The following is an 18,493-nucleotide window of genomic DNA, read 5'->3' as shown; positions in this document are numbered from 1 at the left end:
CCCCAGGCGCGGGCTACTGCCACACCCGGTAGCTCCAGAAGCTCTCCTCCTCCTGGATGCGCCGGTACAGCTCCATCGGGCTGAAGCCGGTGACGCGCCGCACCTCGCGGCTCAGGTGCGGCTGGTCGGCGTAGCCGCTGGCGTCGGCCACCTCGGCCAGGTTGGGCGGGCCCTGCTCGCCGGCGGCCAGGGCATTGAAGAAGGCCCGTTCCGCGCGGCCCAGGCCCAGCAGCGAGCGCATCGGCAGGCCGGCCCAGCTCTTGATGCGCCGCTCCACCTGCCGCAGGCTCTTGCCCGGGCCCGACAGCGCGGCCCGCATGGCCAGGGATTGGGCCCAGTCCAGGTAGCGGTGCCCCTGCAGCGGCAGCGCCGGGCGCACGGCCTGCCAGCGCGGCTCCAGGAAGTCCTGCATGCACGCGACCCGGGCCTCGTCGTCGGGCGCGGCCCGCACCGCCTCGCACATCGCAACCCAGTCCGGCGGCAGCACGGCGCGCGCGTCGGCATGGCGGTTGACCCACTCCGGCACCGGCAGCCCGGTGAGGCGGTACGCCGCGTCGGGGGTGAGCAGCAGCATCAGCCCGTGGCTGGGGCCCGGGTTCCAGGTGAGGGTCGGGACGGTGGCGGGGCCGCCGAAGAGGATGGGCGAGGGCAGCGGCTGGCGCGGCACGGACAAGCTGGCCGGCGCGCCGGGCGGCAGCTGCTCGGTGACGCCTTCGAGCTGCCAGAACACCCAGCACAGCGGCGCGGCGGCGAGGTGGTTGAAGCGCTGGGCGCCGTCCAGCACCGCGGCGCGCGTGTCGCGGCCGAGCACGCCGCGCATGCAGGCGCTGAGCGCAGGGCGGGGCAGCCACAGGCGGCTGACGGTATCGGGCGAGAGGTTGCCGGGCATGGCGGCAGTCTACGGATGCGCCCGCAACCGCAGCTTGCGGCGGCGCAGTACCGCTTTCGCCGATGTCGCTTTCGTTCAAGACGGCGCCGGGGGCCGGCGCGCAGCATGGCGCGCATGGACACGCACACACCGACCCTGCACGGCGCAGCGAACGCCGTTCCTTCCGCCGAGGCCGACGCGGCGATGCCCGGCGCTTGCGAGGCCGTGCCCCATGGCCCCGGCGAGCGCCCGCCCGGTCCGTCCGGGCGCTGGTGGGGCCTGGCGCAGGCGCGCGCGATGTACCGCGACTATCTCGGCGCCGTCGCGGCCCGCCATCGCGCCTATGGCGACATCTGCACCATGCGCATGGGCGTGGACCGCACCTACGACCTGTTCACGCCCGAGCTGGTGCGCGAGGCGCTGGTGGACCATGCCGAGCACCTGGTGCGCTGGGAGCGCGGCGTGGAGGTGTTCCAGCAGGCTTTCGGCGCCAGCGTGCTGACCACCGAGGGGCCGACCTGGCAGCGCCAGCGCCGCATGCTGCAGCCGGCCTTCACGCCGCGCCGGGTGGCGGGCTACGCCGGGCTGATGCGCGCCGCCGCCGCCGTGGCGCTGGACCGCGCCGTGCCCGCCGGCCAGGCCGAGGCGCGGGTGGACATGGAAGCGTTGTTCTCGCGCGTGGCCATGGACGTGATCCTGCGCACGCTGTTCGGCCATCCGGTGGAGGGCGAGGCCGAGGCGGCCATCGAGGCCACGCGCGTGCTGGGCGAGACGGCGATGCGCGAGATGTTCTTCCCCATGACGCTGCCCGACTGGCTGCCGCTGCCCGGCAAGGCCGCCAAGCGCCGCGCGCTGCGCACGCTGCGCGGCCTGGTCGGCGGGCACATTGCGCGGCGCCGCGCCCAGCCCGACCCGGAAGCCGGCGAGGACCTGCTGGCGCGGCTGCTGGCGCTGCGCGACGAGGGCAGCGGTGAGGCGCTGAGCGCGCAGGAGGTGTTCGACCAGTGCATGGTGAGCTTCCAGGCCGGGCACGACACCACGGCCACCGCGCTGCTGTGGTGGAGCCGCCTGCTGGCCGAGCATCCCGACGCGGCGCGGCGCGCGCGCGAGGAGGTCGATGCCGCGCTGCAGGGCCGCGAGCCGGGCCCGGAGGACCTGCCGCGGCTGCCCTGGCTCACGGCCACGCTGAAGGAGGCGATGCGGCTGTACCCGCCCATCCCGGCGCTGATGTCGCGGCGCACCACGCGGGAGATCACGGTGGGCGGCTGGACGCTGCCGCGCGGGGCGGTGCTCTACATCACGCCCTGGGTGCTGCAGCGCGACCCGCGCTGGTGGGACGCGCCGGCGTCGTTCCGGCCGGAGCGCTTCCTGCCCGAGGCGCCGGCGCACCCGCGCGGCGCCTACTTGCCTTTCGGCGTGGGGCCGCGGGTGTGCATCGGCCAGCACTTCGCGATGCTGGAGATGACGTTGGTGGCAGCGATGCTGCTGCAGCGCTACGAGCTGGCGCTGCCGCTGGGCACGCCGCCGGCCGAGCCGGTGCTGCGCGTGGCACTGCGGCCCAAGGGTGGGCTGCAGTTGTGGCTGCGGCGGCGCGGGTAGCGGCTGCCCGGCCGCAAAGAAAAAGGCCCGCTTGCGCGGGCCTTTCCGTTCATGCGTCAGTCGCGGCCTGCATCAGGCCGCAACCGTGAGGGTCCTCAGACCTTCACGCCCTCGGCGACTTCGGCGTACTCCTCGATCTGGTCGAAGTTCATGTACTTGTAGATCTGGTCGGCGTTCTTGGTGACGACGCCGATCTCGGCCAGGTACTCCTCGGGGGTCGGGATGCGGCCCAGCTTGGAGGCCACCGCCGACAGCTCCGCCGAGCCCAGGAACACGTTGGTGTTCTTGCCCAGGCGGTTCGGGAAGTTGCGGGTCGAGGTGGACATCGCGGTGGAGCCTTCCTTGATCTGCGCCTGGTTGCCCATGCACAGCGAGCAGCCCGGCATCTCCATGCGGGCACCGGCGCCGCCCAGGGTGGCGTAGTAGCCCTCCTTGGTCAGCTCGGCGGCGTCCATCTTGGTCGGCGGGGCCACCCACAGGCGCACCGGGATGTCCTTCTTGCCTTCGAGCAGCTTGCCCGCGGCACGGAAGTGGCCGATGTTGGTCATGCACGAGCCGATGAACACCTCGTCGATCTTGGTGCCGGCGACTTCGGAGACGAACTTGGCGTCGTCCGGGTCGTTCGGGCAGCACACGATCGGCTCCTTGATGTCGGCCAGGTCGATCTCGATCACGGCGGCGTACTCGGCGTCGGCGTCGGCCTTGAGCAGCTGCGGGTTCGCCAGCCAGGCTTCGACGGACTTGATGCGGCGCTCCAGCGTGCGGGCGTCCTGGTAGCCGTTGGCGATCATGTTCTTCATCAGAACGATGTTCGACCGCAGGTACTCGGCCACCGGCTCGGGGTTGAGCTGCACCGTGCAGCCGGCGGCGGAGCGCTCGGCGGAGGCGTCGCTCAGCTCGAACGCTTGCTCGACCTTCAGATTCGGCAGGCCCTCGATCTCCAGCACGCGGCCCGAGAAGATGTTCTTCTTGCCGGCCTTCTCGACGGTCAGCAGGCCGGCCTTGATGGCGTACAGCGGGATGGCGTGCACCAGGTCGCGCAGCGTGATGCCGGGCTGCATCTCGCCCTTGAAGCGCACCAGCACCGACTCGGGCATGTCCAGGGGCATCACGCCGGTGGCGGCGCCGAAGGCCACCAGGCCCGAACCGGCCGGGAAGCTGATGCCGATGGGGAAGCGGGTGTGCGAGTCGCCGCCGGTGCCCACGGTGTCGGGCAGCAGCAGGCGGTTGAGCCAGCTGTGGATCACGCCGTCGCCCGGGCGCAGCGCCACGCCGCCGCGGCTGCTGATGAAGGCGGGCAGCTCGCGGTGCATCTTCACGTCCACCGGCTTCGGATAGGCGGCGGTGTGGCAGAAGGACTGCATCACCAGGTCGGCCGAGAAGCCCAGGCAGGCCAGGTCCTTCAGCTCGTCGCGGGTCATCGGGCCCGTGGTGTCCTGGGAGCCGACCGTGGTCATCTTGGGCTCGCAGTAGGTGCCCGGGCGGATGCCCTGGCCTTCCGGCATGCCGCAGGCGCGGCCGACCATCTTCTGGGCCAGCGTGAAACCCTTGCCGGTGTCCACCGGGGCCTTGGGCAGGCGGAAGGCGGTGGAGGCGGGCAGGCCCAGGAACTCACGGGCCTTGGCGGTCAGCGAGCGGCCGATGATCAGGTTGATGCGGCCGCCGGCGCGCACCTCGTCCAGCAGCACTTCGCTCTTGAGCTTGAACTCGGCGACGGTCTCACCGTTCTTGAGCAGCTTGCCCTCGTAGGGCAGCACGTCGATGACGTCGCCCATCTCCAGCTTGGAGACGTCCACCTCGATGGGCAGCGAGCCCGAGTCTTCCTGCGTGTTGAAGAAGATCGGGGCGATCTTGCCGCCCAGCGTCACGCCGCCGAAGCGCTTGTTGGGCACGAAGGGGATGTCCTGGCCGGTGGCCCAGATCACGCTGTTCGTGGCCGACTTGCGGCTGGAGCCGGTGCCCACCACGTCGCCGACGTAGGCGACCAGGTTGCCCTTCTTCTTCAGCTCGTCGATGAAGGCGATCGGGCCGCGCTTGCCGTCTTCCTCGGGCTGGAACGCCGCGCCGGGACGGGCGTTCTTGAGCATGGCCAGGTAGTGCAGCGGGATGTCGGGGCGGCTCCAGGCGTCGGGAGCGGGCGACAGGTCGTCGGTGTTGGTCTCGCCGGGCACCTTGAAGACGGTGACGGTGATCTTCTGCTCGACCTCGGGGCGGCTGGTGAACCACTCGGCGTCGGCCCAGCTCTGCACCACTTCCTTGGCCACGGCGTTGCCGGCCTTGGCCTTCTCGGCCACGTCGTGGAAGTAGTCGAACATCAGCAGGGTCTTCTTCAGACCGGCGGCGGCCACCGCGGCGATCTCGGCGTCGTCGAGCAGGTCGATCAGCGGCTTGACGTTGTAGCCGCCCACCATCGTGCCCAGCAGCTCGGTGGCCTGCGCGCGCGAGATCAGGCCCACGGCCAGGTCGCCATGGGCGACGGCGGCCAGGAACGAGGCCTTGACCTTGGCCGCATCGTCAACGCCCGGGGGCACGCGGTGCGTCAGCAGCTCCAGCAGGAAGGCTTCCTCGCCGGCCGGCGGGTTCTTGATCAGCTCGATCAGCTCGGCGGTCTGCTTGGCGGACAGGGCCAGCGGCGGGATGCCGAGCGCGGCGCGCTCGGCGGCATGTTGACGATAGGCTTGCAGCATCAGGGGCTCCGGCTCCGTGGAGTGCTTGAAAAGGGGCCGCACCCGCCGCGCGGCGGGAAGGCGACTCCGACATTTTATGTCTTATATAAGACTTGGGACAGTGCCCCAGCGCGGCGCTGTGGCGCGCGCGCCGCGCGAGTGTGCACGCTCGCGCCGCCCCGGGGCGGGGCTGGAGCGTCGCGAGTGCGGAAAAGCCGGCTTGCGCCGGCCTTGCAGGGGGTCAATCCGTCGCCGCGGGGCGCGGCGGCGGGCGGCTCGTGGCGCGGCCTCCAGGGGGTCGCGCCGCCGCGCGGGCGTGCTTACTTGGCGTCCACGGCCAGCATGGGCTGGGCGGCGGGCTCGTTGCCCTGCACCGGCGCCACGGCCGGCATGGGCGCAACGGCCTGCTCCGGAGCGGCGGTCTGCACCGGGGCGACGGCCTGCACGGGCGCGGCCGGCTGCGCCGGCGCCGCGGCGGCAACGGCCGCCGCCTTGTTCGGGTCGATGCCCAGGCTGCTGACCGGCGGCGCGAGCTTGGCGGCGGCGGCGAAGTCGCGCTGCTCGGCGCTCTGGCACTCGTCCACCAGGCGCTGGCCGGCCTTGGTGTCCATCAGCATGGACTTGTTGGCGATCTGCACCATCAGCGCGCGGCCCTTGACGTCCTCCAGGCGCAGCGCGCCGGTGGGCGAGAGCACGGGCTTCATGGTGAACACGTCCTTCTTCCAGGTCACGTCCAGGTAGCCGGCGTGCTTGGCGTGGGGCGCGATCTGGACGGTCTGGTTGAACTCGCAGGCGTAGGCGCCCTGGTAGGCGCGCTGCGCGGCGGCGAGCTGGGTCTCGTCGGCGTCGGGCAGCGGCGCCTCGACAACGGGCTTGGCGGCGGCGGCCTTCGAGGCCTTGGCCGTCTTCTCAGCCTTCTCGGCCTTTTCCGCCTTCTTGGCGGGGGCCTTGGCGCTGGCCTTGGCCTTGGTCTTGGGCGCGTCTTCGGCCTGCGCGGCGGTGGCGCTCATCAGGCCGAAAGCGGCAGCGGCGGCCAGTGCCGCCAGTCGAAGGGAAGCGATCATGAAGTCTCCTGGACGCGTATCAGCCGCGCGGGAGCGTGATTGTCTCCCTGGCGCCAGCACCCAGGCAGAGCATGGTTGCGGGCCCGCTACAAATTTTCACGGGCCCGCCAAATGCTCCATCGTGCGCCGGCTTCAGGCCTGCGCCGTGCCGCTGAACCAGGCCCGCCGCACCTCTTCCGGCAACTGCGCGCCGTCGCTCCAGGAGGTGCGGTGCGCGCGCTCCAGCACATGCCAGAAGTAGCGGTAGCTGGCGCGGTCGTGCAGCTGGTCGTGCCCGCCATGCTGGTGGCGGATCGGGGCCCAGCCGGCGGCCTGCGCGGCGCTGATGATCTCCACGGCGCGATCGACCTCGGCGGCCGTGGGCGTGAAGGCATCGACGATGGGGCGGATCTGCGCCGGGTGGATGCTCCACATGCGCGTGTAGCCGAACTCGCGGCCCGCGCGCGTGGCGGCCTGCTCCAGCGCGCTGGTGTGCTTGAACTCCGTCACCACGCAGTGCGAAGGCACCTTGGCGTGGGCATGGCAGGCCGCGGCAATCTCCAGCTTGGCGCGCACCACCAGCGGGTGCTCGAACTGGCCCTGCACGCCCATGGCCGAGGCCGGCACCGCGCCGCGGTGCGCCGAGACGAAGTCCATCAGGCCGAAGGACAGCGACTCGATGCGCGGATGCGCGGCCAGCGCGAACACCTCGTGCAGCGCGCCATGCGTCTCCACCAGCGCGTGCAGCGGAATGCGGCGGGCGAGGCCGGCGCGATCCGACGCGGCGTCGATGAAGTCGATGGCGCGCTGCAGCTCCGCCAGGCCGCGCGGCTTGGGGATCATCAGGTAGGCCAGCCGAGCGCCGCACTGCCGCACCAGCAGCTCGGCCACGGCCTCGAATTTTTCATGCCCGACCTCGGGCACGCGCGCACCGACGCGGCCGAAGCGGTTCTGGGCCGAGTTCACCAGCTCGGCGATGTGCTGCGCGTGCTCGATCTCGCCGCCCACCGGGGCGCCGTCCTCGCAGTCGAGCGTGATGTCGAACACCGGCCCCATCTCGGCCTGCAGCTGCAGGCTCTTGCCCATGCGCGGCTCCACGCCGGCGTAGTGGTCGCACACGGGCAGCGAGGGCGGCAGCTCGCCGTCTTCGAACAGGGCCTGGCGGGGATGGATGGGTGAGGTCACGGCAGCGGTCCCTAAAGCAAAAAAGGCCGGTGAATGGTCACCGGCCCCGGGTTCAGCGTTCAGGCCGCCCGCGGCCGGCAAGGGCCAGGGCGGCGAGGCGCCGGATTACAGCAGGTGCTTGACGCCGTCCTGCTCGCCCTGGAGCTCGGCCAGGGTGACGTTGATGCGCTCTTGCGAGAACTCGTCGATGGGCAGGCCCTCGATGATCTTGTACTCGCCGTTCTCGCAGGTCACGGGGAAGCCGAACACGACTTCGGCCGGGATGCCGTACTCGCCCTTGGAGGGCACGCCCATCGTGGTCCAGGCGCCGTTGGTGCCCAGGGCCCAGTCGCGCATGTGGTCGATGGCGGCGTTGGCGGCCGAGGCGGCCGAGGACAGGCCGCGGGCGGCGATGATGGCGGCGCCGCGCTTGCCCACGGTGGGCAGGAACACGTCACGGTTCCAGGCCTCGTCGTTGATCAGGTCCTTGACGCCCTGGCCGTCGATGGTGGCGAAGCGGTAGTCGGCGTACATCGTGGGCGAGTGGTTGCCCCACACGCACAGCTTCTCGATCGAGCCCACGGCCTTGCCGGTCTTGGCGGCGATCTGCGAGGCGGCGCGGTTGTGGTCCAGGCGCAGCATGGCCGTGAAGTTCTTGGCCGGCAGGTCCGGGGCCGACTTCATGGCGATGTAGGCGTTGGTGTTGGCCGGGTTGCCCACCACCAGCACCTTGACGTTGCGCGAGGCCACGGCGTTCAGGGCCTTGCCCTGGGCCGTGAAGATCTGGGCGTTGGCGGCCAGCAGGTCGGCACGCTCCATGCCGGGGCCGCGGGGACGGGCGCCGACCAGCAGGGCGTAGTCGGTGTCCTTGAAGGCGGTCATCGGGTCGCTGTGGGCCTCGATGCCGGCCAGCAGCGGGAAGGCGCAGTCTTCGAGCTCCATGATCACGCCCTTGAGCGCGTTCTGGGCCTTCTCGTCCGGGATCTCCAGCAGCTGCAGGATCACGGGCTGGTCCTTGCCCAGCATCTCGCCGGAGGCAATGCGGAACAGCAGGGCATAACCGATCTGGCCGGCGGCGCCGGTGACCGCGACGCGAACGGGTGCTTTGCTCATGGAGCGTCTCCAAATGACAGGGGAGGTTGAACTGCGCCCGCGGCTCGCGGACGCGCCGGGTCGCAAGTGTAGCCATGCGCGGCGCCGAGGCACACCAATTGCTGATCTTATGTCTTATATAAGATACGTTTCAATGGACGTATTCCCCAGCTTGTGCTGCAATCGCGTCCATGCCCGCCGCCGCTCATCCCATTGACCCGTCCGCAGAAGCCGGCGCGGCACCCGCTTTCAGCCCGCTGTACCAGCAGATCAAGGCGCTGCTCACGCGCAGCCTGCAAGGCGGCGAGTGGAAGCCCGGCGAAGCCATCCCCAGCGAGCTGGAACTGGCGGCTCGCTTCAAGGTCAGCCAGGGCACGGTGCGCAAGGCCATCGACGAGCTCGCGGCCGAGGGCCTGCTGGTGCGCCGGCAGGGCAAGGGCACTTTCGTGGCCACGCATGCCGAGCAGCATGTGAAGTACCGCTTCCTGCGCCTGACGCCTGAAGAAGGCGGCGTGCCGCCGGTGGAGCGCCGCGTGCTCGACTGCCGCCGCCAGCGTGCCCCGGCCGACGTGGCGCGCGCGCTGGAGCTCAAGAGCGGCGAGGCCGCGGTGCTGGTGCGGCGGCTGCTGTCGGCGCAGGGCCAGCCCGTGGTGCTGGACGACATCTGGCTGCCCGGCGCGCTGTTCAAGGGCCTGTCGGCCGAGCGGCTGTCGGGCTGGCGCGGGCCGATGTACGAGATGTTCGAGAGCGAGTTCGGCGTGCGCATGATCCGCGCCGAGGAGCAGATTCGGGCCGTGGCGGCCGATGCGGCCACGGCCCAATGGCTGATGCTGGAGACCGGCGCGCCGCTGCTGAGCGTGGAGCGCTTGTCGCGCACCTATGGCGACAAGCCCGTGGAGCTGCGACGCGGCCTCTACAACACCGCCCACCACTATTACCGCAACGAATTGAGCTGAAAGACGCTATCGCAGCACGCTTTCACGTCCCTTTCTGGCGCAGTCCGCAGTAGGGGTGACGTGACGGCATGTATCACTGAACTAAAATCAGCGGGTTTATCCGCACCCCGGCGAACCAACTTTTAGGCAAGGCAGGACCATGGCAGACACGTTCAAGCAAAGACCCGTCTTTCGCAACATCCATATCTCGCAGATCGTTTCCTACCGTCTGCCGCCCTCGGGCATCGTGTCGATCCTGCACCGCATCAGCGGCGCGCTGATTTTCTTCCTGCTGCCGTTCATCATCTGGATGTTCGACACCAGCGTTTCCTCGGAAATCTCCTACGAGCGCTTCACCAGCGCCTTCAACGCGGGTGTGGGCATTTTCCCGGGCTGGTTCATCAAGCTCGTGGCCCTGGCGCTGATCTGGGGCTACCTGCATCACTTCTTCGCCGGCGTGCGCCATCTGTGGATGGATGCGACGCACAACACCACCAAGGCTTTCGGCCGCAGCTCGGCGCTGACCGTGCTGGTCCTGGGCGTGGTGCTGACGCTGGTGCTGGGCGCCAAGCTGTTCGGCCTGTACTGATGTCCTGCTGCGAGGGGAAACACACATGAACCAGAACTACGGATCCAAGCGCCTCGTGGTGGGCGCGCATTACGGCCTGCGCGACTGGCTGAGCCAGCGCGTCACGGGCGCGCTGATGGCGCTGTTCACCATCGTGCTGCTGGCGCAGGTGCTCATGCCCGGCGAGCTCAACTATGACCGTTGGGCCGGCATCTTTTCGGCGCAGTGGATGAAGGTGCTGACCTTCATCGTGATCGTGTCGCTGGCCTGGCATGCCTGGGTGGGCGTGCGCGACATCTGGATGGACTACGTCAAGCCGGTGGGCACGCGGCTGGCGCTGCAGGTTTTCACGCTCGCGTGGCTGGTGGGCTGCGCGGGTTGGGCGGTCCAGGTGCTGTGGCGCCTTTGAAGAACATTCGGGAGTAGCAAGTGGCATTGGGATCGATCTCTAAGCGCAAGTTCGACGTCGTCATCATCGGGGCCGGCGGCTCCGGCATGCGCGCCTCGCTGCAGCTGGCCCGCGCGGGCCTGAACGTGGCCGTGCTGTCCAAGGTGTTCCCCACGCGTTCGCACACGGTGGCTGCCCAGGGCGGCATCGGTGCCTCGCTGGGCAACATGAACGAGGACAACTGGCACTACCACTTCTTCGACACCGTCAAGGGCTCCGACTGGCTCGGCGACCAGGACGCCATCGAGTTCATGTGCCGCGAGGCGCCGAAGGTCGTGTACGAGCTCGAGCACTTCGGCATGCCCTTCGACCGCAACCCGGACGGCACCATCTACCAGCGCCCGTTCGGCGGCCACACCGCCAACTACGGCGAGAAGCCCGTGCAGCGCGCCTGCGCCGCCGCGGACCGCACCGGCCACGCGATGCTGCACACGCTGTACCAGCAGAACGTCAAGGCGCGCACGCAGTTCTTCGTCGAGTGGATGGCGCTGGACCTCATTCGCGACGCCGAGGGCGACGTGGTGGGCGTGACGGCGCTGGAGATGGAAACCGGCGAGGTGCACATCCTCGAAGGCAAGACCGTGCTGCTGGCCACCGGCGGCGCGGGCCGCATCTTCGCTGCCAGCACCAACGCCTTCATCAACACCGGCGACGGCCTCGGGATGGCCGCGCGCGCGGGCATCCCGCTGCAGGACATGGAGTTCTGGCAGTTCCACCCCACCGGCGTGGCGGGTGCTGGCGTGCTGCTGACCGAGGGCTGCCGCGGCGAGGGCGCCATCCTGCGCAACATCAACGGCGAGCGCTTCATGGAGCGCTATGCCCCGACGCTGAAGGACCTGGCCCCGCGCGACTTCGTCTCGCGCTGCATGGACCAGGAGATCAAGGAAGGTCGTGGTTGCGGTCCCAACAAGGACTACGTCGTGCTGGACATGACGCACCTGGGCGCCGAGACCATCCTCAAGCGCCTGCCCTCGGTGTTCGAGATCGGCCACAACTTCGCCAACGTCGACATCACCAAGGAGCCGATCCCCGTGGTGCCCACCATCCACTACCAGATGGGCGGCATCCCGACCAACATCCACGGCCAGGTGGTGATCCCGAACAACGGCATCCCCAACGAGGTCATCAACGGCCTGTACGCGGTGGGCGAGTGTTCCTGCGTGAGCGTGCACGGCGCCAACCGCCTGGGCACGAACTCGCTGCTGGACCTGCTGGTGTTCGGCAAGGCCGCGGGCAACCACATCGTGGACACGGCGCTCAAGACCAAGTCGCACAAGCCGCTGCCGGCCGACGCCGCCGACCGCACGCTGGCGCGCCTGGCACGCCTGGAGTCCAGCACCTCGGGCGAGTACGCGCAGGACGTGGCCAACGACATCCGCAAGACCATGCAGCAGCACGCGGGCGTGTTCCGCACGCAAAAGAGCATGGACGAGGGCGTCGTGAAGATCAACGAAGTCGCCAAGCGCGTGTCGAGCATCACGCTCAAGGACAAGAGCAAGGTCTTCAACACCGCGCGCATCGAGGCGCTGGAAGTCGATAACCTGATCGAGGCCGCGCAGGCCACGATGGTGTCGGCCGCCGCCCGCACCGAGAGCCGCGGCGCGCACACCGTCGACGACTACGCCGACAGCCCCGAGTTCCCGAACGGCCGCAACGACAAGGACTGGCTCAAGCACACGCTGTACTACAGCGAGGGCCGCCGCCTGGCCTACAAGCCGGTCAACCTGAAGCCGCTGACGACGGAGTCGATTCCGCCGAAGGTCCGTTCGTTCTGAAAGAAGTACAGCCATGGCAAAGCGCACCTTCCAGATCTACCGCTACGACCCCGACAAGGACGCCCGGCCCTACATGCAGACCATCGAGGTCGAGCTCGACGGCTCCGAGCGCATGCTGCTGGACGCCCTGATCAAGCTCAAGCAGGTGGACCCGTCCATCAGCTTCCGCCGCTCCTGCCGCGAAGGCGTGTGCGGCTCGGACGCGATGAACATCAACGGCAAGAACGGCCTGGCGTGCCTGACCAACATGCGCTCGCTGCCGGGCACCGTGGTGCTCAAGCCGCTGCCGGGGCTGCCCGTGGTCCGCGACCTGATCGTGGACATGACGCAGTTCTTCAAGCAGTACCACTCGATCAAGCCCTACCTCGTCAACGACACGCCGCCGCCCGACAAGGAGCGGCTGCAGTCGCCCGAGGAGCGCGACGAGCTCAACGGCCTGTACGAGTGCATCCTGTGCGCGAGCTGCTCCACGAGCTGCCCGAGCTTCTGGTGGAACCCCGACAAGTTCGTCGGCCCGGCCGGCCTGCTGCAGGCCTACCGCTTCATCGCCGACAGCCGCGACCAGGGCACCGCCGAGCGTCTGGACAACCTGGAAGACCCGTACCGGCTCTTCCGTTGCCACACGATCATGAACTGCGTGGACGTCTGCCCCAAGGGCCTCAATCCTGCTGGCGCGATCAGCAAGATCAAGGAACTCATGGTGCGCCGCGCGGTGTAACCACCGCCGGTCAGCCCTCCGAAAGCCTGCCATGGACAATCTTCTCGACGCCCGCGCATTGAGCAAGCTCAAGTGGCGCTGCCGCCGCGGGTTGCTGGAGAACGATCTGCTGATCGAACGCTTCTTCCAGCGCCACGAGGCCACGTTGACCGTGGCGCAGGGCGAGGCGTTGTCCGCGCTCATGGAGCTCTCGGACAACGACCTGCTGGACCTGCTGCTCCGCCGCAAGGAGCCGCAGGGCGAACTGGATCGTGAGGACGTGCGTGCGCTGCTGGCGCAGCTGCGCACGCCGCCGATGCAACCGAATTGACGTGAAAGGGAACCTCCCGATGAATGCCTCCGACGTGAAAGCCACCCTGTCGTTCTCGGACGGCAGCCCGAGCATGGAACTGCCCCTGTACAAGGGCAGCATCGGCCCGGATGTGATCGACATCCGCAAGCTCTACGGCCAGACCGGCAAGTTCACCTACGACCCCGGCTTCCTGTCCACCGCCTCGTGCCAGTCCGCCATCACCTACATCGACGGCGACAAGGGCGAGCTGCTGTACCGCGGCTACCCCATCGAGCAGCTGGCCACGAACTGCGACTTCCTGGACACCTGCTACCTGCTGCTCAAGGGCGAGCTGCCCAACGAACAGCAGCAGAAGGACTTCCACAAGCTCGTGAACAACCACACGATGGTCAACGAGCAGATGCAGTTCTTCCTGCGCGGCTTCCGCCGCGACGCGCACCCGATGGCCGTCATGACGGGCCTGGTGGGCGGTCTGTCGGCCTTCTATCACGACAGCACCGACATCAATAACCCGCAGCACCGCGAGATCGCGGCGATCCGCCTGATCGCCAAGATGCCCACGCTGGTGGCCATGGCCTACAAGTATTCGATCGGCCAGCCCTACATCTATCCGAAGAACGACCTGTCCTACGCGGGCAACTTCATGCGGATGATGTTCGCCACGCCGTGCGCGGACTACGAGCCCAACGACGTGCTGGTGCGCGCGATGGACCGCATCTTCATCCTGCACGCCGACCACGAGCAGAACGCCTCGACCTCCACGGTGCGCCTGTGCGGCTCCTCCGGCACCAACCCGTTCGCGGCCATCGCCGCGGGCGTGGCCTGCCTGTGGGGCCCGGCCCACGGCGGTGCCAACGAGGCCGCGCTGAACATGCTGGAAGAGATCCAGCGCAATGGCGGCGTCGAGAAGATCGGCGAGTTCATCAACCAGGTGAAGGACAAGACCTCCTCCGTCAAGCTCATGGGCTTCGGTCACCGGGTCTACAAGAACTACGACCCGCGCGCCAAGCTGATGCGCGAGACCTGCCACGAGGTGCTGGGCGCCCTGGGCCTGGAAAACGACCCGCTGTTCAAGCTGGCCATGGCGCTGGAGAAGATCGCGCTGGAAGACGAGTACTTCGTCGCCCGCAAGCTGTACCCGAACGTGGACTTCTACTCGGGCATCGTGCAGCGCGCCATCGGCATCCCGGTGAGCCTGTTCACGGCCATCTTCGCGCTGGCCCGCACCGTGGGTTGGATCGCCCAGCTCAACGAGATGATCGCCGACCCCGAGTACAAGATCGGCCGTCCGCGCCAGCTCTACGTCGGCGCCCCGCGCCGCGACGTGCCCCCGATCCAGCAGCGCTGATCGGCAGCACCCGCACCTGGCCTCGCGGCCGGGTGCCCCGCGAGAACCCCGGCCCGGCCGGGGTTTTTTCATTGGGCGAACCATTTGTTCCGACGCTTGAGCGCGCAACGGCCCATCGCGGCGCCGGGATGTCGCGGCCTCGCTATGCTGCGCGCCGCAACCTCCGAGGACCCGCATGAAACAACTCCCCTCCCGCCGCAGCGTGCTGGCCCTGTCGCTGGCCGCCGCCGCCTTCGCCGTCGCCGGCCCCGCCGCCGCGCAGGCCAGGAAGTATCCCGACCATCCCATCACCTTCGTCGTGCCGTTCCCGGCCGGCAGCGCCACCGACCAGCTCGCGCGCGTGCTGGCCGAGCACATCGGCCGCGCCGCGGGGCAGAGCGTGATCATCGACAACAAGCCCGGCGCCAACGGCAGCATCGGCACCGCCGCGGCGGCCAAGGCGCCGGCCGACGGCCACAGCTTCCTCGTCGCCACCAGCACCACGCACGCGGCCAACGCCTCGCTGTACCGCAAGCTGCCCTACGACCCGATCAAGGACTTCACGCCGGTGGCGCGGCTGGCCGAGATCCCCTTCGTGATGCTGGTGAACCCGTCGGTGCCCGCCGACACGCCGCAGAAGTTCGTGGCCCACGTCAAGGCCAATCCCGACAAGCTGGCCTGGGGCTCGGGCTCCAGCGGCAGCCTGATCCCGGGCCATGCGCTGGTGGCGGCCAACGGCCTGCGCATGACGCACGTGCCCTACAAGGGCGTGCAGCCGGCGATGACCGACGCCATCGGCGGGCAGACGCAGCTGGTCTTCGCCGACACCGCCAGTGCCGTGCCGCAGGTCAAGGCCGGCAAGTTGCGCGCGCTGGCCGTGACCTCGGCCGCGCCGCACCCGATGCTGCCGGGCGTGCCGCCGATGTCCGTGGTGGTCCCGGGCTTCGAGATGACGGCCTGGTTCGCGATGTACGCGCCCGCGGCCACGCCGGCGGCCGTCGTGAGCCAGATGAACCAGTGGGTGCGCGCGGCGCTGGCCGACCCCGCCGTGCAGGCCAAGCTCGCTCCTTCGGGCTTCAACTTCACGCCCAGCAGCCCGCAGGAGCTGGGCCTGTTCGCCGCCAAGGAAACCATCAAGTGGGCCAAGGCGGTGCAGGCGGCGGGGATTCAGCCGGAGTGACTCGGTTTCCTGTTTGCCAGTGAAGTATTCCGTTCGCCCTGACCCTTCGATACCTCAGGGCAGGGCACGCCCTGCGGGCGCGTCGAAGGGTGAACGGCCCTCACCGTGGTGCCGCCATCTCATACCGATTCCACTTTGGTCGTGAAATGACCCGTTCGTACTGAGGTATCGAAGTACGAATCCGACAGGCTGCGATGGCGGCACCACGGTCGGGGCCGTTCATCCTTCGATACCTCAGGACGAACGGGTCACTCCACGGGTAAAGCGAAACCGGAATGAGCCGCCTCGCGACGGTGGTCATCACCTCATCCCCCGCCGCATCGCGAAACTGAGCCCGTCCACCAGCGCCACGAGCCCCAGCATCGCGATCAGCACGGTGGCGGTCTTGTTCATGTGGAACAGGCCCATGTGAAAGGCCAGCAGCTGCCCCAGCCCGCCGGCACCCACCACGCCCAGCACCGCCGCGGCGCGGATGTTGTTCTCCCAGCGGTAGAGCGTGTAGGAGAGCAGTTGCGGCAGCACCTGCGGCAGCGTCGCATAGGCCAGCACGCGCCAGCCGTGCACGCCCTGGGTGCGCAGCGCGGTGGCGGCATCGCGCGGGGCGTTCTCCATCGCCTCGGCGAAGAGCCGTCCCAGCACGCCCGAGGTGTGCAGCGCCAGCGCCAGCGTGCCGGCAAAGGGGCCCAGCCCGGCGGCGATGAGCAGCAGCGCCGCCCACACCAGCTCCGGAATGGCGCGCAGCGCATTGAGCAGCAGCCGCGCCGCGCCGCGCAGCCGGGCGCGGTCGCCCTCGTGATGGCGGCTGGCCGGCAACGCCAGCGCCAGGCCCGCCAGCGCCGCCAGCAGCGTGCCCAGGGCCGACATCGCCAGCGTCTCCACCGCCGACCACGCCACCCGGCGCACGAAGGGCAGGGAGAAATCCGGCGGGAAGAACTCGCCGATGAAGCGACCCATCCGGTCCAGCGCCTCCAGCGAGAAGAAGGCGGCCCACTGCAGGTCCAGCGACACGAAGCTGGCCACCACCAGCACGAGCGCGGCGGCCGTGGCCCAGCAGGCCTTGCAGCGCGCGTTGAACAGCGGCGGCGGCAGCTTCCAGGGCGGGTTGGCGGCGCTGGTGCCGTGTCGTTGCCTCATCGCCTCAGCCCAGTTGCCGGCGCAACGCCGCGCTCATGCGGTCGGCCAGCGCCACCAGCGCCACGAACACCAGCAGCATGGTGGCGACCTCGCCGCCGTTGAACATCTTCATCGAGCTGTCCATCTGCTGCCCCAGGCCGCCGGCGCCCACGAAGCCCAGCACCACGGAGCTGCGGATGGCGCATTCCCAGCGGTACACGGTGTAGGAGGCCAGCTCGGCCGCGTTCTGCGGCAGCAGCGCGTAGCAGAAGGCCTGCAGCCGCCCGGCGCCGTTGCGCAGCAGCGCCTGCGCCGGCGGCGCCTCGCCGCTGTCCAGGATCTCGGCGTAGACCTTGCCCAGCATGCCGCCGTAGGTCAGGGCGATGGCCAGCACGCCCGGCGTCGCCCCCAATCCCACCACGCGCACGAACACCAGCGCCCACACCAGCTCCGGCACGCTGCGCAGCACGATCAGCGCCCAGCGCACCCCCTGGCGCAGCGCGCGCGGCAGTGGCGCCATGCGTCCCGACAGCAGCGACACCGACAGCGCCTCGGTGGCCAGCAGCGCGCCGGGCACGGCGATGAGCAGCCCCAGCACGATGCCGGCCGTGGCCATGGCCACCGTGCGCCAGGTTTCGCGCGCCACCATCTGCAGGAACTCGGCCGAGTGCGCCGGCGGGAAGAAGCCGGCCAGGAAATTGAGCACCGGCGCGCGGCTCTCCGGCGCCCAGAGCTGCGCCGGCCGGAATTCGGTGAGCACGACCAGCGGCCACAGCAGCACCAGCGCCGTGACGCTCCAGGACAGGCGGGACAGCCACGCCGGATCACGGCGCGGCGGCGGCAGGACGGCGCTCATCGGCAGTGCATCACCACCGGCTTCGGCCCCGGCGCGGACGTGTCCTGCGCCGCCGGCGCGCGCAGCTCGTCCTCATGCTGCGCATAGAGCTGGCGCAGCCGCTCGGCCGTGACCTCGGCGGCGGGCAGGTCGAAGAACAGCGCACCGTCGCGCAGCCCGATGACGCGGGTGAAACGCGCCAGCGCCACGTCCACCTGGTGCAACGAGGCCAGCAGCGTGGCGCCGCGCGCGCGCGCCTCGTCCACCAGCGCGTCGATCGCCTGCTCGGCGCGGCGCGGGTCCAGCGCGGACAGCGGCTCGTCCACCAGCCACAGGTTGGCCGGCGCCAGCAGCGCGCGCGCCAGGCCCACGCGCTGGCGCTCGCCGCCGGAGAGCCGGTCCACGCGCTCGAAGAGTTTTTCCGCCAGGTCGAAGCGCTCCAGCGCCGCATGCGCGCCGGGGATGTCCACGGGGTAGAAGAGCGAGCGCAGGCTGGTCCAGAAGCCCATGGCCGGCAGCCGGGCCGCCAGCACCGAGGTGATGACGCGCTGGCGCGGCGGCAGCGGCGGCACTTGCGGTGCCAGCAGCAAGCGGCCGCGCAGGCGCTGCAGCGCGCGCACGGGCAGGGTCCAGGGATCAATGCCGTCAAGATCGACGCGGCCCGAGGCCGGGCGCAGCGCTGCGGCGGCGACCTGCAGCAGCGTGGTCTTGCCCGCGCCGGAAGGGCCGATCAGCGCCGCCTGCTCGCCGGGCCGCAGCGACAGCGTGATGCCGCGCAGCGCCGGCGCGGCGCCGCGGCGCGCCGCCGGATGCGCGGCGCTGACCTGGGACAGGGACAGATGCATGGGAATTCGGACGGGCGGCGGGCAG

General features: G+C 69.8%; 17 protein-coding genes. 9 read left to right on the top strand and 8 right to left on the bottom strand.

Going from position 1 to position 18,493, the window contains the following annotated elements; all coding sequences use genetic code 11:
• Positions 1-13: 13 nt before the first annotated feature.
• The gene (locus HHL10_RS11200; RefSeq protein ID WP_169160431.1) at positions 14-889 is read right to left on the bottom strand and encodes a helix-turn-helix domain-containing protein; all 876 of its coding nucleotides are present in this window, start codon (positions 887-889) and stop codon (positions 14-16) included.
• A 114-nt stretch (positions 890-1,003) separates the two neighbouring features.
• Here HHL10_RS11200 and HHL10_RS11195 point away from each other — a divergent pair, with 114 nt between their 5' ends.
• Positions 1,004-2,467: a cytochrome P450 gene (locus HHL10_RS11195; RefSeq protein ID WP_235971330.1), complete on the top strand. Its 1,464-nt coding sequence runs from the start codon at positions 1,004-1,006 to the stop codon at positions 2,465-2,467.
• Between the two features lie 95 nt (positions 2,468-2,562).
• Here the strand turns inward: HHL10_RS11195 and acnB are convergent, their stop codons facing one another.
• The 4 genes from acnB to HHL10_RS11175 form a co-directional block, all read right to left on the bottom strand.
• The gene (acnB, locus tag HHL10_RS11190; RefSeq protein ID WP_169160430.1) at positions 2,563-5,154 is read right to left on the bottom strand and encodes a bifunctional aconitate hydratase 2/2-methylisocitrate dehydratase; all 2,592 of its coding nucleotides are present in this window, start codon (positions 5,152-5,154) and stop codon (positions 2,563-2,565) included.
• A gap of 299 nt (positions 5,155-5,453) precedes the next feature.
• Positions 5,454-6,197 (bottom strand): hypothetical protein, encoded by a 744-nt coding sequence (locus tag HHL10_RS11185; RefSeq protein WP_169160429.1) that lies wholly within the window; start codon positions 6,195-6,197, stop codon positions 5,454-5,456.
• A gap of 132 nt (positions 6,198-6,329) precedes the next feature.
• On the bottom strand, positions 6,330-7,361 hold the full coding sequence (locus HHL10_RS11180) for an HpcH/HpaI aldolase/citrate lyase family protein (RefSeq protein ID WP_169160428.1): 1,032 nt from the start codon (positions 7,359-7,361) through the stop codon (positions 6,330-6,332).
• A 105-nt stretch (positions 7,362-7,466) separates the two neighbouring features.
• Positions 7,467-8,453: a malate dehydrogenase gene (locus HHL10_RS11175; RefSeq protein ID WP_169160427.1), complete on the bottom strand. Its 987-nt coding sequence runs from the start codon at positions 8,451-8,453 to the stop codon at positions 7,467-7,469.
• A 170-nt stretch (positions 8,454-8,623) separates the two neighbouring features.
• Here HHL10_RS11175 and HHL10_RS11170 point away from each other — a divergent pair, with 170 nt between their 5' ends.
• From HHL10_RS11170 to HHL10_RS11135, 8 genes are all read left to right on the top strand, one after another.
• Complete coding sequence (locus HHL10_RS11170; RefSeq protein ID WP_169160426.1) at positions 8,624-9,388, top strand: GntR family transcriptional regulator; 765 nt, start codon at positions 8,624-8,626, stop codon at positions 9,386-9,388.
• Positions 9,389-9,527: 139 nt separating this feature from the next.
• Positions 9,528-9,956 carry a succinate dehydrogenase, cytochrome b556 subunit gene (sdhC, locus tag HHL10_RS11165; protein ID WP_169160425.1) on the top strand — a complete coding sequence of 143 codons (429 nt, stop codon included), beginning with the start codon at positions 9,528-9,530 and terminating at the stop codon, positions 9,954-9,956.
• Between the two features lie 25 nt (positions 9,957-9,981).
• Positions 9,982-10,344: a succinate dehydrogenase, hydrophobic membrane anchor protein gene (sdhD, locus tag HHL10_RS11160; RefSeq protein WP_169160424.1), complete on the top strand. Its 363-nt coding sequence runs from the start codon at positions 9,982-9,984 to the stop codon at positions 10,342-10,344.
• A gap of 86 nt (positions 10,345-10,430) precedes the next feature.
• Entirely contained in the window at positions 10,431-12,158 is a 1,728-nt protein-coding gene (gene sdhA / locus HHL10_RS11155; protein ID WP_235971360.1) for a succinate dehydrogenase flavoprotein subunit, read from the top strand.
• 13 nt (positions 12,159-12,171) lie between these two features.
• Positions 12,172-12,876 (top strand): succinate dehydrogenase iron-sulfur subunit, encoded by a 705-nt coding sequence (locus tag HHL10_RS11150; protein ID WP_169160422.1) that lies wholly within the window; start codon positions 12,172-12,174, stop codon positions 12,874-12,876.
• Between the two features lie 31 nt (positions 12,877-12,907).
• The gene (locus tag HHL10_RS11145) at positions 12,908-13,186 is read left to right on the top strand and encodes an FAD assembly factor SdhE (RefSeq protein WP_029000307.1); all 279 of its coding nucleotides are present in this window, start codon (positions 12,908-12,910) and stop codon (positions 13,184-13,186) included.
• Between the two features lie 19 nt (positions 13,187-13,205).
• The gene (gltA, locus tag HHL10_RS11140; protein WP_169160421.1) at positions 13,206-14,516 is read left to right on the top strand and encodes a citrate synthase; all 1,311 of its coding nucleotides are present in this window, start codon (positions 13,206-13,208) and stop codon (positions 14,514-14,516) included.
• A gap of 175 nt (positions 14,517-14,691) precedes the next feature.
• Positions 14,692-15,675 carry a Bug family tripartite tricarboxylate transporter substrate binding protein gene (locus tag HHL10_RS11135; protein WP_169160420.1) on the top strand — a complete coding sequence of 328 codons (984 nt, stop codon included), beginning with the start codon at positions 14,692-14,694 and terminating at the stop codon, positions 15,673-15,675.
• Positions 15,676-15,975: 300 nt separating this feature from the next.
• Here HHL10_RS11135 and phnE read toward each other — a convergent pair whose 3' ends face one another.
• The 3 genes from phnE to HHL10_RS11120 are packed head-to-tail and all read right to left on the bottom strand — an operon-like array spanning position 15,976 to position 18,468.
• Positions 15,976-16,809, bottom strand: a complete 834-nt coding sequence (gene phnE / locus HHL10_RS11130; protein WP_169160419.1) for a phosphonate ABC transporter, permease protein PhnE — start codon at positions 16,807-16,809, stop codon at positions 15,976-15,978.
• A gap of 4 nt (positions 16,810-16,813) precedes the next feature.
• Complete coding sequence (locus tag HHL10_RS11125; RefSeq protein WP_169160418.1) at positions 16,814-17,644, bottom strand: PhnE/PtxC family ABC transporter permease; 831 nt, start codon at positions 17,642-17,644, stop codon at positions 16,814-16,816.
• Positions 17,641-18,468 (bottom strand): phosphonate ABC transporter ATP-binding protein, encoded by an 828-nt coding sequence (locus tag HHL10_RS11120; RefSeq protein ID WP_169160417.1) that lies wholly within the window; start codon positions 18,466-18,468, stop codon positions 17,641-17,643. Before HHL10_RS11120 ends, HHL10_RS11125 begins: the two co-directional genes overlap by 4 nt.
• Between the last annotated feature and the right edge of the window lie 25 nt (positions 18,469-18,493).

The organism is Azohydromonas caseinilytica (assembly GCF_012927045.1).
GTDB lineage: Bacteria > Pseudomonadota > Gammaproteobacteria > Burkholderiales > Burkholderiaceae_C > Azohydromonas > Azohydromonas caseinilytica.
Note: the sequence above shows the minus strand (reverse complement) of the source record. Positions and strands in the feature narration are given on the sequence as shown.